The sequence below is a fragment of the Cupriavidus sp. CPT47-8839-RL05A genome (assembly GCF_058792255.1).
Map to the genome: position 1 here is coordinate 46,780 of NZ_JBYTEG010000028.1, position 15,208 is coordinate 61,987.

Here is a 15,208-nt window from a genome sequence, read left to right on the forward strand (position 1 = left end):
TGGCAACGACGAGCAACGACGCATGGCGGCCAACTGGGCGATTTCATGGCAAGGTATTCGCGGAACAGGACACTAGCGGTAGACCAGCACCGGGATCTTCGTGTGCGTGAGCACCTTCTGCGTCTCGCTGCCGATCACCAGCGCCTGCACCCCGCGCCGCCCGTGCGAGGCCATCACGATCAGGTCGCACTTCCTCGCCTCGGCCTCGTCGACGATGGCCTGGAAGATGTGGTCGCCGGTGGGGCAGGCGGTTTCGCAGGGCACGCCGGCCGCGGCGGCCTCCTGCACGATCGTCGCCAGGTAGGCCTCGGCCTGCCGGTAGGCTTCCTGCATGAAGCGTTGCCGGGTTTCCTGGAGCATGGCGGTCTGCAGGCGCATCACGTCATAGTGCGCAACGACCTGGATCGCGGTAAGGCGGGCCTGTATCGAGCTGGCCAGCGCGATGGCCTTGCGGTAGGCCGTATCGGACAGGTCCGAGCCGTCGACCGCTACGAGCAGATGCTTGAACATTTGGATCTCCTTGTACGGCGTCACCGCGCCGCAGCGGTGGCTCAGGCGCCAAGAAACAACCTGCCGACCTCCGGATCCCGGCCCAGTTCGCCACCCGTTCCGGCCATGGCCAGCTGGCCGGCCACCAGGACATAGCCGAGGTCGGCGAAAGCGAGCCCCTTGCGGGCGTTCTGCTCGACCAGGAGGATGGTCTTGCCCTCGTCCTGCTGCAGCTGGCGCAGGTGTTCGAACACCAGATCGACATAGCGCGGCTCCAGCCCGATCGAGGGCTCATCCACCAGCAGCACGGCGGGGTCCATCATCAGCGCGCGCGAGATTTCGAGCAGCCTGCGCTCGCCGCCGGAGAGCACGCTGGCGCGCTGGCCGCGCCGTTGCGCGAGCGCGCCATGGCGTTGGAAGATGCGCTCGGCCGCAACCCTGGCATCGCGCGGGTGCGGCATCAGGTACCCGCCCATCAGCAGGTTTTCTTCGACCGTCATGTCAGGGAAGATCGAACCCTCCTGCAGCACATAGGCCACGCCTGCCTGCCGCAGCTTCCGCTCGGCACGCAGGTGGGTGACCGGCGCGCCGGCCACGGTGACGGTCCCCGACATGACCCGGGCCAGGCCGTAGATGGCGCGCAGCACGGTGGACTTGCCCGCGCCGTTCGGGCCGATCAGGCACAGCGAACCGCCGCGCGCCACGCGCAGGCTGAAGCCGTGCACGATCTCCATGCCGCCATAGCCGGCGACCAGGTTGTCCACCGCGACCATCGGCGTGCCGCCGGCCAGTTGCTCGAGTTGCTCGATCGTTGGCCGGGGGCGCGAGAGCGCTGCGGCGAGCGCGGCGGCAGGCGCGTGGACAACCGGCCGGGCGGTGTGCGCGCTGCTCATGGCTGTCCTCCCAGGTAGGCCTCGATCACCGCGCGGTTGGTGGTGATCTGCGCCGGCGATCCCTGCGCCAGCACCTCGCCATGCGCCAGGCAATAGATGTGGCCGGCCAGCTGCATCATCACCCGCATATTGTGTTCGATCACCAGCAGGGTGATGCCGAGCCGCGCGTTGATGTCCGTGAGCAGTGCGATCAGGCTGTCGATCATCACCGGGTTCACGCCGGCGGTCGGCTCATCGAGCAGCAGCAGCCTGGGTTCGTTCATCAGGGCCATGCAGATCTCGAGCAGCTTCTGCTGCCCGAACGACAGGTCGGCGCCGCGCTGGTCCGCGTGGTCCTGCAGCCCGGCCATGCGCAGGGTCTGCCGGGCCCGCTCCGTCACTGCTGGTGCCTGCCGCGTGCACATCGCGGCGAGTCCTTCATGCATATGGGGCACGCTGACCAGCAGGTTCTGCAGGCAGCTCATCTTGCCGAACACCCGCGTCTGCTGGAAGGTGCGCACCAGGCCCAGGCGGGCGATCTCGGGAACGCGCAGCCGCGAAATCTCGCGGCCGTCGAACGCGATCGATCCGCCGTCGATCGGGTGGTAGCCGACGATCGAATTGAAGAGGGTCGTCTTGCCCGAACCGTTCGGCCCGATCAGGCCCACGATGCTGCCGTGCGGCACCTGCACGGAGATGTCATGGTTGGCGACAACGCCGCCGAAGCGCTTGGTGACGCCGCGCACCGCAAGCAGGTCGGTCATGGCGCGGCACTCCCCGTCATGGGGCGGCGGTTTGCGCTGTAATCGCGCAGCCAGCCCATGATGCCGGTCGGGAACAGCACCACGATCAGCACGATCAGCACGCCGAGCGCAACGCGCTGCCAGTTCAGCAGGTAAGTCCAGAACAGCTCCTGGGTCAGGTGGAACAGCGCGGCGCCGATCACCGGCCCCCACAGCGTGCCCTTGCCGCCCAGGATTGCCATCACCACCATCCACACGCCGAAGGTGGCGCCGGCAAAGGCCAGCTCGCGCGGATCGATGAAGCCCACCAGGTTGCCCGTCAGGGCGCCCGCCATGCCGAGGAAGACGGCGCACACGCACCAGGCCAGGATCTTGTAGCGCGTGGTGTGCAGGCCGAGCGCCTCGGCCTTGTCCTCGTCGTCGCGGATGGCATTGAGCGCGAGGCCGAATGGCCGCGCATAGAGCCAGCGCAGCGACAGCAGGGTCACCACGGCCAGCACCAGCATCGCGTAGTAGAAGAACGGCTCGCGGCTGCCGGCCGCGCCCGGGAACAGCGGCAGCGTCATGCCCGATCCCGCGCCGATGAAGTCCCAGCCGGCGGCGCCATCGGCGCAGGCGATGCCCAGGCCCAGCGTGCCGATGGCGAAGTAATGGCCGCGCAAGCCCAGCATGGCCGGGCCCAGCGCCAGCGCCGCGGCCACGGCCACCAGCGCCGCCAGGCCGGTACCCGCCGCGAGGCCGGCGAAGTAGCCCAGCCCGAAGTCGCGCTGCACCACCGCGCAGACATAGGCGCCAACGCCGAAGAACACGATATTGCCGAAGGAGTTGTAGCCCATCTGCCCGCCCATGACGTCCCACGTCAGCGCGAACAGCACCATCAGCCAGAGAAAGGTCAGTTGCGTGGTGATGCCGGCGAACAGCCACGGCGCGATCAGCGCGCCCAGGCTGCCCGCGAGCAGCGCCAGCCAGGCCACCGGGGAGGTGGGGGGAACATCCGATGCGGACCGGCGCGCGCCGCGCAGGTGCAGCTTCATCGCAGGTAGCCGCGCCGCCGGCGCAGCATCAGGTTGCGGCTTACCAGGATCACCACCAGCAGCGCGTAGAGGAAGGCGGTCTGGTATTCGGTGCCGAGCAGGAAGCCGGCATAGTTCTCGGCGATGCCCAGCCCGCCTCCCGCACCGAGCACCGGCAGCATGCTGCCCAGCCCGGCCACCACCACGATCATGAAGGCGCGCACGGTATAGGGCAGGCCCAGGTAGGGGTGGATGATCCAGGTCATTGCCACCAGCCCACCCGCCGCGCCGCAGATGGCGGCATTGAGGGCGAAGGTCGAGGCGTAGATGCGATCGGCGTCCACCCCCAGCACACGGGCAGCGCGCGCGTTCTGGGCGGTCGCCCGGATCGCCTGGCCGCGGCGCGAATGCCTGAGGAACAGCATCAGGCCGGCGCCCAGCGCCAGGGCTGCGGCGAACGCCGCCAGCTTGATCTTCGGCACCACCAGTCCGACCGGCAGCAACAGGCTGCCCAGCCCCGCATCGAGCGTGCGCACGTTGGCGCCGAAAGCAAGGTTGGCGAGCTGCTGCAGCACGATGCTCAGTCCGAAGGTGGCCAGCACCGAGACAAAGAGATCGCGCTCGACCAGCCGGAAGATGACGATGCGATAGAGTCCCCAGCCCACGCAATACATCACCGCTGCGGCAACCGGCACGGCCAGCATTGCGGGCACGCCCTTGCCAACCAGCCAGATCACGATATAGCCGCCCAGCATCACCAGCTCGCCCTGGGCCACGTTGATGAGGTTCATCACGCCCCATACCAGCGCCATGCCGTAGGCGGCCAGCGCAAAGATCGCGCCGGCCAGCAGGCCATCCACTACGAGCTGCAGGTTCAGCTCAGGACTCTGGAACAGGACCGCGAGATTGGTCATCTGCGTCAGGCCGCGCGGCAGCCCTCTATTTGCGCCGCGCCCAGGCAGGAGCCGGATAGATGACCTTCGACGACGCCCACTTGCCCGGCGCGACCACCTTGAACTTGCCGTCCTGTACCTGGTACAGCACCATCGACTTGGCGATGTTCTTGCCGCTCTGGTCGAACCTGAGCGGGCCGTAGAACGTCATCAGGTCGGTTTTTGCCAGGGCATCGCGGACCTTCTCCGTATCGAACGAGGCGGCGCGCTCGAAGGCGTCGACGAAGGCCAGCACCGCGGCGGTGGACTCGGCCGCCTGGTATGGCGCCTCGTAGTGGTACTCCTTCTCGAAGCGCTGCGCGTACTGGTCGGCCGTGCCGAACCAGCGGTCCTTGTAGCTGAGCGTGCGGTCCCATTGCGAGCCGCACACCGCGAATTCGGCGCTCTTGCCGAACTTCTCGATGATCTGCGCGGAGTCGCAGTGGGTCAGCGCCAGCATCGGCACATCGATGCGCATCTCCGCCACCTGCCGCACCGCCAGCACCGCGCCCTTCTCATGCCCGGATACCACCAGGATGTCCGGCTTGAGCGCCTTCACCTTGGCCAGCGTGGCCGACATGTCGTTCAGCTCGGGCGGCAGCTTGTCGTCGATCACCACCTTCATGCCGAGGCGTTTCGCATCCTCTTCCACGCCGTCGCGCACGTCCTGCGAGAAGTTGTCGTTCTCGATGGCGATGGCCACCTTGAGGTCCTTCGGCGACTTGCCTGCCCGTTGCGCTTCCTCGGCGGCAAGCTGGACGGCCGAACGCAGGTAGTAGTCGGAGGTGTTGAGCACCGCGAACATGTAGCGGTAGCCCTGCGTGAACAGGTTGCGGTCCGCGCCGTTGCCCTCGACCATCGGAATCTTGTACTTCTCCGTCACTGGTGCGATCGCCTTGGTGAGCCCGGAACTGTACGGCCCCAGCACGAACTTGACGCCGTCCTGGCTGATCAGCCGCTCGGCCAGCTGCGCGCCGCGTGCCGAGGTGGATTCGTCGTCGTAGTAGAGGACTTTCAACTGGTAGGCCTTGCCGCCAACCTTGACGCCGCCCATCTCGTTGACGCGCTTCACGGCAAGGTTGTAGCCGTCCTGGGTGTTCTTGCCATTGGTGGAGTACTTGCCGGTCAGGGAAACCGCGGCACCGAGGATGATGGTGTCGCCCTCGACCTTGGCGGCGGCGGGGACCGACACGGCCAGGCCAAGACCGGCCAGGGCGCAGACGGTGGCATGGCGTAAATGGATAGCGGGCCTGCGGTCGCCTGGCGAGCGTTGTGTGGATGCGCTTCTCATGATCACCTCCTCACTCTCTTCAACGTAGGACCCGTTTCTGAAAGGGGAAGTGCCCGTATGTCACGGGTCCATCACTCCATGAGGTGTTCCCGCGGATTCCTATTCATGAAATGAGGCCAGCGCTTGAGTGGATCGGGTAGATCGTTGGCCGGCGCGTTCCTGAAGTTGGTCGTGCCGCTGCCGTCGAAGTGATTCCGAAAACTACAGCAGCTTGCCGATCGCCAGCGCCATCAGCGAAATCAGGATCGTCGACGCAAACGGAAGCACGAATTCGCGCCCGAAAACGCGGAAGCGCACGTCGCCGGGCAGCCGTCCCAGCCCGATCTTCTGCAGCCATGGCAGCGCCGCGGACAGGATGATCACGCTCAGGAAAATGGTCAGGGTCCAGCGCAGCATGGCGGCTCCGGTGCCGTTACAGGGTATGGCAGCGGTCGCCGCGGGCAAAGCCGTCCATCGGTTCGCTGTCGTCCAGGCCGCGCGTGAGCGCGATCACCTTGAACAGCTCGCCCATCTCGGCTTCCGACAGCAGCTTCTGCACCGCATTGGCCTGCGGCAGGAAGGCGCGGGCGTCGGACGGGTCCAGCGCCATCAGCAGCTCGGTGATGCCTGCATTCATCAGGAAGCGCGCCTGCGAGGCAAAGCCCGCCACGCTCAATCCCGCATCCACCGCGGCGAGCGCAATGCCGCTGAAATTCACGTGCGCGGTGATGTCCTGCAGGCCCGGGTACAGGAACGGGTCCGGGTGCGCGTGATGGCGGTAGTGGCACATCAGCGTGCCGCCGGCGCGCTGCGGGTGGTAGTACTCGCCCGCCGGGAAGCCGTAATCGATAAAGAAGGCCGCGCCGCGCGCCAGCATGGCGCCGACCGCGCGGATAAAGCCCTCGGCCTCGGCATGGGTCTCGGTGACGAGGTCGTGGTCGCCGGGGATGGCGCGCAGTGCCTCGGGCACGTCGGCATCGGCCAGTGGGCGGTCCTCGAAGCGGAAGGCGGGGGCGGCATCGTCGCTGCGCGCTACGCTGTGCACTACGCCGCGCTCATGCCAGCGGCCGCCACTGCGTGCATAGAGCTGCACCGGCATCGCATCCAGCACTTCATTGCCGACGATCACGCCTTCAAAGCTGGCAGGCAGCGTATCGAGCCAGGTGACGCGGTCCGCCAGGTGCGGCGCGCGCTGCGCCAGCGTGGCCTGCTGGCGCGCGCGCAGTTCGCCCGAGAGTTCGACGATGGCGTAGGTGTCCGGCAACTGGCCTTCCTGCTCCAGCCCCAGCAGCAGGTCCGCCGCCAGCCGGCCGGTGCCGGCGCCGAATTCCAGCATGCGCGGCAATCCCTGTGCCAGCAGCGGCGCGAACTGGCGCGCCAGCGTGCGCGCGAAGAACGGGCTCAGCTCCGGGGCGGTGATGAAGTCGCTGCCGTCGCGGGCATCGCGCCCGAACTTGGCCGAACCGCCGCTGTAATAGCCCAGGCCGGGCGCATACAGTGCCAGCGCCATATAGCGGTCAAAGCCGATCCAGCCGCCGGCCGCATCGATGGATTCGCCAATGCGGGCCGTAAGGGTATCTGACGCGGCCTGCGCGTCGGCGGGGGGAAGGGGTAAACTAGCGGCTTTCTGCATCCTGCGATTGTAGCAATGCCCGCATCCAAGACTCCTGCCAGCCAGACCGCTGACCAGACCCATAGCCAGACTGGTAGCCAGCGCGCCACCGCCCGCGGCGTGGCGCTGGTGACCGGCGGCGCGCCCCCCCTGGGCCGCGCCATCGCGCTTGAACTGGCGGCGCAGGGCTGGGACGTGGCCGTGCACTGCCATCGCTCGGTGGACGAGGCCGAGGCCCTGGCCACGCAGATCCGCGCGCTGGGCCGCCGTGCCGCGGTGCTGCGCGCCGACCTGGCCGACGAGGCCGCCACCGGCCGCCTGGTGGCCGACTGCACCGCCGCGCTGGGCGTGCCCGCTTGCCTGGTCAACAACGCTTCGCTGTTCCAGTACGACGTGGCGACCAGCTTCTCCTATGCGTCGCTGGATACGCATATGCGCACCAACGTCGCCGCGCCGCTGCTGCTGGCGCGCGAACTGCACAAGGCGCTGGGCGTTGCCGCCGGCAAGGACAAGGCCGCCGAACCGCGCGGCGTGGTGATCAACCTGCTGGACCAGAAGCTGGATAACCTGAACCCGGACTTCCTGTCGTACACGCTGTCCAAGGCCGCGCTGCAGACCGCCACGGTGCAGCTGGCCCAGGCGCTGGCGCCGCGCCTGCGCGTGGTGGGCGTGGCCCCGGGCATCACGCTGGTGTCGGGCGAGCAGTCCGAGCAGAGCTTCCGCCGCGCGCACCGCGTGACGCCGCTGGGCCAGTCGTCAACGCCCGAGGACATCGCCCAGGCGGTGGCCTACCTGGCGCAGGCGCGCGCCGTGACCGGCACCACGCTGTATGTGGACGGCGGCCAGCACCTGATGCCGCTGGCGCGCGACGTGATGTTCCTGACCGAGTAAGCTGGAAGCCAGCAACCGAATACCGTAGTGCCTGATGTGCCGCGCCCGCCGGGCGCGGCTTCCTTTTCCCCTCAGCAGCCCGCTCATGACCATGCTCGCCGCCCTTTCCCATCCCAGCCTGCAAGACTGCCGACGCATGTTCCTGCGCAACTACGAAGTGCAGATCAATATCGGCGTGCACGAATTCGAGAAGAAGGGCGAACAGCGGGTGCTGATCAATATCGACCTGTTCGTGCCGCTGGCGCAGAGCACCCCGCAGGCCGACAAGCTCGACGAAGTGGTCGACTACGACTTCATGCGCAACACCGTGGCCGAGCGCATGGCGCAGGGCCATGTGCACCTGCAGGAAACGCTGTGCGACGACGTGGCGCGCGCCATGCTCAAGCACCCCAAGGTGCGCGCCGTGCGTGTCTCGACCGAGAAGCCCGATGTCTACCCGGATTGCGATTCGGTCGGCGTCGAGGTATTCCACATCAAGCAGGCCTGAGCCGCCAGTGCCTGCGCGCCTGCAGCTTGCGGGCGCCTGACGTAAAATGTTGCCCCTTCGCGCCGCGCCGGCCATTCCATCCGGCGGGCGCCACGCAACAGGATGCTCCATGAGCCACTCGAACAACTTCTACCGCCTCGAGACGAGGCTGCAATCGCAAACCGGCAAGGCCATCGGCGACTTCGGCATGATCGAGGACGGCGACACCGTGCTGGTCTGCATGAGTGGCGGCAAGGACTCGTACACCATGCTGTCGGTCCTGATGGCGCTGCAGAAGCGCGCGCCGATCAAGTTCAAGCTGATCGCGATGAACCTGGACCAGAAGCAGCCCGGCTTCCCGGAACACATCCTGCCGGAGTACCTGAAGTCGGTCGGCGTGGAGTATGTGATCGTCGAGGCGGATACCTACTCGATCGTCAAGGAGAAGGTGCCCGAGGGCAAGACCACCTGCTCGCTGTGCTCGCGCCTGCGCCGCGGCGTGATCTACCGCACCGCCAAGGAGCTGGGCGCCAACAAGATCGCGCTGGGCCATCACCGCGACGACATCGTCCAGACCTTCTTCCTGAACATGTTCTTCGGCGGCAAGATGAAGGCGATGCCGCCCAAGCTGTCGACCGACGACGGCCAGCACATCGTGATCCGCCCGCTGGCGTACTGCTCGGAGAAGGACATCGCGTCGTACGCGCGTGCGATGGAATTCCCGATCATCCCGTGCAACCTGTGCGGCTCGCAGGAAAACCTGCAGCGCAAGAAGGTCAGCGAGATGCTGCAGGACTGGGAGCGCCAGAACCCGGGCCGTATCGACAATATCTTCGCGGCGCTGCGCAACGTGGTGCCGTCGCACCTGGCCGATACCGACCTGTTCCCGTTCACCGGGCTGGCCACCGGCCTGGCCAAGGTGGATGAGGCGTCACTGTTCGGCGAAACCACCTTCCAGCAGCAGCCGCTGATGTTTGCCGGCAACGTGGAAGAGAACCGGATGGAGTTCGTGCGGTTTGAGCGTCCGCCCGCGGTTGCCGCGGCACCGGCGGAGCAGGCTGGCACGCAGTAGCGCCAGCGCCCGCCGCATGGAAAAACGCCCGCTTGCGCGGGCGTGCTTCGTTTGGGGCAGGGTTTCAGTTCGTCGCCGCCGACTGCACCGGGGCGCTTGCCTTCTCGCGTATCAGCGCATGCGTGTCGTCGATCCATTTCTGGAACCGGTCTTGCGCGTGCGCCTTCTGCTGCGGCGTGGTCATGTTGGCGATGGCCACGGTCAGCGCGATGCCCGCATTGATGCTGGCTTCGTGGCTGGCGGCATGCTTGGCCGGCGGGTTCTGCCAGTATTCGCGGAAGCGGCGCAGCACGTCTATCACCTGCGCCTTGGGCGGCTGCGTGGCCTGCACGTAGCGCACCATTTTGAGCCATTCCTGCTGCCGGGCGACGCGCTCGGCGTAGCGCGACTCGGCATTCTGCACCACCGGGCCTATCCTGGCGCGGATGGCCTTTTCCTGATCGCTGGAGAAGTTGCCGTAGACCAGCCGCGCGTAGTCCATTACCTTGTCATAGCGCGCATCCTCGCGCTGCTCAGGGTCTGGATTCAGGAATTTCTTGCGGTACTTGGCATTGCCCTCGGCAAATTTCTTTTCCATGCGGCCGATCTGCTCAGGCGTCAGCGTCAGCAACAGGTCGGCAAGGTCGGGCATCGCTTGTTCGAACGACTTGCGCGCCAGTTGCTGCGAGGCGTCCTGGAAGTGCTCGACCATGGCCGGGGTCACCGGTTGCCGCACCTCGGCCTTGGCCTGCTGCAGCAAGGTGGCGATTTCCGGCAACTGCGCCTTGCGATGCCAGGCAAAAAAGCGCGCAATGGCCTCGCGCGTGAGCGGCTCCTGGGCCGTGCTGACATCGACGTAATTGTCGATCCACCAGTACGCCAGGTGGTCGCCCTGCTGGTATCCCAGCTTCATGGCGCTGCAGGCGCACAAGGCCGCCGCGCCCAGAATCACGAAAATCCGCCGGGCCCAGCAATTGTGAAATTCGGAAACGACGGTCCGATGCGCAGAAACCGCCATGTTAAAATCGGCGCGCATCGCAACCGGGGCGCCCAGATGACTGCCAGCCAAGTCCTGGCAAGGGTTTGCGGGATTATGCGCAGGCCTGGCCGCAGATTTTCGCCAAGCCCGGCGGCGCAGTCCGCCAAACACCCGGCTGGCGTTTTCAAGAATATTTTCGGACACACTCACTTAGGGGTCTCCTTGTGAATATCGTCATTCTCGCCGCGGGCATGGGCAAGCGGATGTATTCCGATTTGCCCAAGGTACTGCACCCGGTCGCCGGACGGCCCATGCTCGCGCATGTCCTGGACACGGCACGTGCGCTGTCGCCGTCGCGGCTGGTGGTCGTGGTCGGCCACGGTGCCGCGCGCGTGCGCGAGGCCGTTGCCGCCGACGATATCGCCTTTGCCGAACAGCCCCAGCAGCTTGGCACGGGCCATGCGGTGATGCAGGCACTTCCCTTGTTGGACGACAGCCAGCCCACGTTGGTTCTGTATGGTGACGTGCCGCTCACCAGCGCTGCCACGCTTCAGGCACTTGTGGCCGAGGCCGGCACGCAGCGCTTGGGCGTGCTGACCGTGGAAATGCCCGATCCGACCGGCTATGGCCGCATCGTGCGCGATGCCGCGGGCAGCATCGTCCGCATCGTCGAACAGAAGGACGCCAGCGAGGCCGAGAAGGCAATCCGCGAGATCAATACCGGCATTATCGTGTGCCCCACCGGCCACCTGCGCAAGTGGCTGTCGACGCTGCGCAACGACAATGCCCAGGGCGAGTACTACCTGACCGACACGGTCGAGCGCGCCGTGGCCGATGGCGTGGAGACTGTCTCGGCCCAGCCGGCGGCGATCTGGGAGACGCTCGGCGTCAACAGCAAGCTGCAGCTGGCCGAGGTCGAGCGCATCCACCAGGGCAACCAGGCCCGGCGCCTGCTGGAAGCCGGCGTGACGCTGCTGGATCCGGCCCGCATCGACGTGCGCGGCGAACTGAGCTGCGGGCGCGACGTCACTATCGACGTCGGCTGCGTATTCGAAGGGCGCGTGCACCTGGAAGACGGGGTGCGCATCGGCGCCCATTGCGTGATCCGCAACAGCACCGTCGGGGCCGGCGCCCAGGTACACCCGTTCTGCCATATCGACGAGGCCAGGGTTGGCCCCGCCGGGCGCATCGGGCCGTACGCGCGGCTGCGCCCCGGCACCGAGCTGGGCGAGGACGTGCATATCGGCAACTTTGTCGAGGTCAAGAATGCCCAGGTGGCCGCGCACAGCAAGGCCAACCATCTGGCTTATGTGGGCGATGCCACGGTGGGGTCGCGCGTCAATATTGGCGCGGGTACCATCACCTGCAACTATGACGGCGTGAACAAGCACCGCACCGTGATCGAGGACGATGTCTTTATCGGCTCCGACACCCAGCTGGTGGCCCCGGTGACGGTGCGCCGCGGCGCCACGCTGGGCGCCGGCACCACGCTGACCAAGGAGGCGCCCGCCGACAAGCTGACGCTGTCGCGGGCCAAGCAGCTGACCATCGACGCCTGGCAGCGGCCGGTCAAGCAGCCGAAGAAGTAAGCGTCAGAGGGCCGTCCGCGGGCGGCCAGGGCACGCGCCGCCTCGGCGAGGCGGCGCCACAGGATTCATACCGGCGCCTGAGGTCTACGGGCAGGGCGCCAGCAAACGGGGGTTCAGCATGTGTGGCATCGTCGGCGCGGTTTCCACGCGCAATATCGTTCCGGTCCTGATCGAAGGGCTGCGCCGCCTGGAGTATCGCGGCTATGACTCGTGCGGCGTCGCCGTCGTGCGCGACGATGCGGTCGAGCGTGCGCGCACCGTGTCGCGCGTGGCCGACCTGGAGGCGCAGACGCAGGCTTCCGGCCTGTCCGGCTTCACCGGCGTGGCGCATACGCGCTGGGCCACGCATGGCAAGCCCGATACCGTCAACGCGCACCCGCACCTGTCGGGCGAGACCATCGCGCTGGTGCACAACGGCATCATCGAGAACTACGAGCCGTTGCGCGAAGAACTGCGCGCGGTCGGCTACGGCTTTGAATCGCAGACCGATACCGAGGTGGTTGCCCACCTGATCCACCAGGCCTACACCTACCCCAGCAGTGCCACGCGCGGCGACCTGTTTGCCTCGGTGCGCGCGGTGACCAAGCGCCTGCACGGCGCCTACGCCATCGCCGTGTTCGCCAAGGACCAGCCCGGCCGCGTGGTCGGCGCGCGCGCCGGTTCGCCGCTGGTGGTGGCGCTGGGCGAGAACGAGGCCTTCCTGGCCTCCGACGCGCTGGCCGTGGCCGGCACCGCCAACCGCATCATCTACCTGGAAGAGGGCGATGTGGTCGAGCTCACGCTGGACGGCGTGACCATCCACGACATCGACGACCACCCGGTCGAGCGCGAGGCGCGCGTGGTCGAAGCGCACGCCGCGTCGGTGGAGCTGGGCCCGTACCGCCACTTCATGCAAAAGGAGATCTTCGAGCAGCCGCGCGCGCTGGGCGACACGCTGGAAGGCATTGAAAGCATTGCGCCGGAGCTGTTCGGCAGCGGCGCCGCCGAGGTCTTTGCCGGCATCGACAGCGTGCTGATCCTGGCCTGCGGCACCAGCTACTACTCCGGCTGCACCGCCAAATACTGGCTGGAGAGCATTGCCAGGATCCCGACCCAGGTCGAGGTCGCCAGCGAATACCGCTACCGCGAGACCGTGCCCAATCCGCGCGCGCTGGTGGTGGTGATCTCGCAGTCCGGCGAGACCGCCGACACCATGGCCGCGCTGCGCCATGCGCGCGCGCTTGGCCACGTGCACACGCTGGCGGTCTGCAATGTGGCCACCAGCGCCATGGTGCGCGAGACCGAGCTGCGCTTCCTGACGCGCGCCGGCACCGAGATCGGCGTGGCCTCGACCAAGGCCTTCACCACGCAGCTGGCCGCGCTCTACATGCTGACGCTGGCGCTGGCCAAGGTGCGCGGCCTGCTGACCGAAGACGCCGAGGCCAAGGCCCTGACCAACCTGCGCCACCTGCCCGCCGCGCTGCATGGCGTGCTGGCGCTGGAGCCGCAGATCATCGCCTGGTCGGAAGACTTCGCGCGCCGCGAGAACGCATTGTTCCTCGGCCGCGGACTGCATTACCCGATCGCCCTGGAAGGCGCGCTCAAGCTCAAGGAAATCTCCTATATCCATGCCGAGGCCTACCCGGCGGGCGAGCTCAAGCACGGCCCGCTGGCACTGGTCACCGAAGCCATGCCGGTGGTCACCGTCGCCCCCAACGACGCACTGCTCGAAAAGCTCAAGTCCAACATCCAGGAAGTGCGCGCCCGCGGTGGCCGCCTGTACGTGTTTGCCGACAGCGACACGCAGATCCAGTCGTCCGACGGCATCCAGGTGATCCGCCTGCCCGAGCACTACGGCGATCTCTCGCCGATCCTGCACGTGGTGCCGCTGCAGCTGCTGGCTTATCACACGGCCTGCGCGCGTGGCACCGACGTGGACAAGCCGCGTAACCTGGCGAAGTCGGTCACGGTGGAGTAAGACGAGGAAAGCCCCGCCGCGCTTTGTGGCTCTAGGCATTTGAAGAGGCCAAAAATTGCATTAACTCTGCCCAATTCCCGCCCCGGATTTCTTCGGAAACCCAAGCCTGGCGCGGAGTTGGGCTTTTCTAATGCAACGACACATAGCTGCAACTTGACGCGTCACCCTGCCGGGTTGCTGTGCAAGCTTTTTCTGCGACAGCGCTCTTCACAGCACTCGCCAGTTTCGCCTTCCGAGCTCGGCTGGCTACGAGACCAGAACGTAGTTGGAACCTATTCCCCCTCAGTTGGCTATCCGAAAACTCTGGGGCAGCTTTGTTCCGACGCGCCAGCTGAAGCTGTTCCGATGTCTCGAAAACCTATTTGAGTTCAGAGACTGAGAGCGTCGGAACAAGCAATAATAATGCCTGTTAGGGCACTTGTTCTCGACCTTCGGGTTCGTTTTGAGCAGGCCCGTTGCCGCTCTCAGGGAACACAACGCAAGTTAAGTTCTCGCACCTCGACATCGAGGACTTTTTCGGCAGCATCACGGCGAACTGGATTACGCGTGGCATTAAAGGACAAGGTTAGCTAGGCGACTTCCCGAAAATGGGTGACGAAGTCACTTGTCCATCATTCCTCTGAACCGAAGAAAATCATTCTCTCGTTTGGCCCGAAGAAAATCATTCTCTCGTTTGGCTTCGTTCAGTCACAAATCCTCAAGTCCTTCGCGGCACTGCCGGATTCACGCCCGTTCCAAGCACGCCGGTTTCGCGGTCACCGTCTATGTCGACGGCATCCTGATTTCGTGCTCGGATAGGGAAACAGCGACGCAATTGCGGAGGAGATGAAGGCGGCTGAGCGCTCAAAATTCGTGCCTGGCGCTAAGCAGACGGAAGGGCCGGCCCGGAGCACCGAGTTCAGGCGTCGTGTTCGACGACTCAAGTCGGCTGTCGCTCCAGCACCCATTACGGCGTGAATGAGTTCGCGAATCGCACGACGGGTTCTGCCGCTGACTGCCCTTTGAAGAGCCGGTAGCGTTGCACATCTTTCTACCGGAAGGCCCTAACCTTCTCGAAGGGATTCCCAACGGCTATGTTTGTCGCGGACCGGCGAACATAGCCGAACCCAATCCCGTTGAAGTGGTAGTGCGCGCCGACCCTCCATGCTAGCTGCCGAGGCCAGGTCATTGGCTTGGCATGCAATTGTTAGGTGCGAACGAGCGCCCCTTGGCTAGAGGTCGGCCGTCTTTTGGTTCATAGACATATAGCGTTTGATGCTGTTGGCATTCGTCTCCAGGACGGCGTAGTGGATTCGAAGCCTTGCTGCCAACCGGTGCTTTGAGGCCGCTTGGAAGGCTCCGCGA

General features: G+C 66.1%; 14 protein-coding genes. 5 read left to right on the plus strand and 9 right to left on the minus strand.

Going from position 1 to position 15,208, the window contains the following annotated elements:
• Positions 1–72: 72 nt before the first annotated feature.
• The 8 genes from AC3WVS_RS27715 to AC3WVS_RS27750 all read right to left on the minus strand — a co-directional run bounded on the left by AC3WVS_RS27715 (position 73) and on the right by AC3WVS_RS27750 (position 6,952).
• Positions 73–510, minus strand: coding sequence for a universal stress protein (locus AC3WVS_RS27715; protein ID WP_492321183.1), 438 nt, complete (start codon positions 508–510; stop codon positions 73–75).
• A 41-nt stretch (positions 511–551) separates the two neighbouring features.
• Positions 552–1,382: an ABC transporter ATP-binding protein gene (locus AC3WVS_RS27720; protein WP_492321184.1), complete on the minus strand. Its 831-nt coding sequence runs from the start codon at positions 1,380–1,382 to the stop codon at positions 552–554.
• A complete protein-coding gene (locus AC3WVS_RS27725; protein ID WP_492321185.1) occupies positions 1,379–2,125 on the minus strand; it encodes an ABC transporter ATP-binding protein in 747 nt (248 codons plus the stop codon). The genes AC3WVS_RS27720 and AC3WVS_RS27725 overlap by 4 nt, the downstream gene beginning before the upstream one ends.
• Positions 2,122–3,138, minus strand: coding sequence for a branched-chain amino acid ABC transporter permease (locus tag AC3WVS_RS27730; protein WP_492321186.1), 1,017 nt, complete (start codon positions 3,136–3,138; stop codon positions 2,122–2,124). Before AC3WVS_RS27730 ends, AC3WVS_RS27725 begins: the two co-directional genes overlap by 4 nt.
• Positions 3,135–4,031: a branched-chain amino acid ABC transporter permease gene (locus AC3WVS_RS27735; protein ID WP_035820609.1), complete on the minus strand. Its 897-nt coding sequence runs from the start codon at positions 4,029–4,031 to the stop codon at positions 3,135–3,137. Before AC3WVS_RS27735 ends, AC3WVS_RS27730 begins: the two co-directional genes overlap by 4 nt.
• A gap of 25 nt (positions 4,032–4,056) precedes the next feature.
• A complete protein-coding gene (locus AC3WVS_RS27740) occupies positions 4,057–5,340 on the minus strand; it encodes an amino acid ABC transporter substrate-binding protein (protein ID WP_492321187.1) in 1,284 nt (427 codons plus the stop codon).
• A 201-nt stretch (positions 5,341–5,541) separates the two neighbouring features.
• Complete coding sequence (locus tag AC3WVS_RS27745) at positions 5,542–5,736, minus strand: DUF2905 domain-containing protein (protein ID WP_492321188.1); 195 nt, start codon at positions 5,734–5,736, stop codon at positions 5,542–5,544.
• A 16-nt stretch (positions 5,737–5,752) separates the two neighbouring features.
• A complete protein-coding gene (locus AC3WVS_RS27750; protein WP_492321189.1) occupies positions 5,753–6,952 on the minus strand; it encodes a class I SAM-dependent methyltransferase in 1,200 nt (399 codons plus the stop codon).
• A 15-nt stretch (positions 6,953–6,967) separates the two neighbouring features.
• On the opposite strand from AC3WVS_RS27750, the gene AC3WVS_RS27755 reads away from it, so the two are divergent.
• The 3 genes from AC3WVS_RS27755 to ttcA all read left to right on the plus strand — a co-directional run bounded on the left by AC3WVS_RS27755 (position 6,968) and on the right by ttcA (position 9,360).
• Positions 6,968–7,822, plus strand: coding sequence for an SDR family oxidoreductase (locus AC3WVS_RS27755; protein WP_492321190.1), 855 nt, complete (start codon positions 6,968–6,970; stop codon positions 7,820–7,822).
• Between the two features lie 85 nt (positions 7,823–7,907).
• Complete coding sequence (locus tag AC3WVS_RS27760) at positions 7,908–8,309, plus strand: dihydroneopterin aldolase (RefSeq protein ID WP_011614433.1); 402 nt, start codon at positions 7,908–7,910, stop codon at positions 8,307–8,309.
• Between the two features lie 109 nt (positions 8,310–8,418).
• Positions 8,419–9,360, plus strand: coding sequence for a tRNA 2-thiocytidine(32) synthetase TtcA (gene ttcA, locus AC3WVS_RS27765; protein WP_492321191.1), 942 nt, complete (start codon positions 8,419–8,421; stop codon positions 9,358–9,360).
• A 64-nt stretch (positions 9,361–9,424) separates the two neighbouring features.
• On the opposite strand, the gene AC3WVS_RS27770 is transcribed toward ttcA, so the two are convergent.
• On the minus strand, positions 9,425–10,252 hold the full coding sequence (locus tag AC3WVS_RS27770) for a DUF6279 family lipoprotein (RefSeq protein ID WP_492321192.1): 828 nt from the start codon (positions 10,250–10,252) through the stop codon (positions 9,425–9,427).
• 290 nt (positions 10,253–10,542) lie between these two features.
• Here AC3WVS_RS27770 and glmU point away from each other — a divergent pair, with 290 nt between their 5' ends.
• Positions 10,543–11,907: a bifunctional UDP-N-acetylglucosamine diphosphorylase/glucosamine-1-phosphate N-acetyltransferase GlmU gene (gene glmU, locus AC3WVS_RS27775; protein WP_492321193.1), complete on the plus strand. Its 1,365-nt coding sequence runs from the start codon at positions 10,543–10,545 to the stop codon at positions 11,905–11,907.
• A gap of 118 nt (positions 11,908–12,025) precedes the next feature.
• Positions 12,026–13,864, plus strand: coding sequence for a glutamine--fructose-6-phosphate transaminase (isomerizing) (gene glmS / locus AC3WVS_RS27780; RefSeq protein WP_492321194.1), 1,839 nt, complete (start codon positions 12,026–12,028; stop codon positions 13,862–13,864).
• The last annotated feature ends 1,344 nt before the right edge of the window (positions 13,865–15,208 follow it).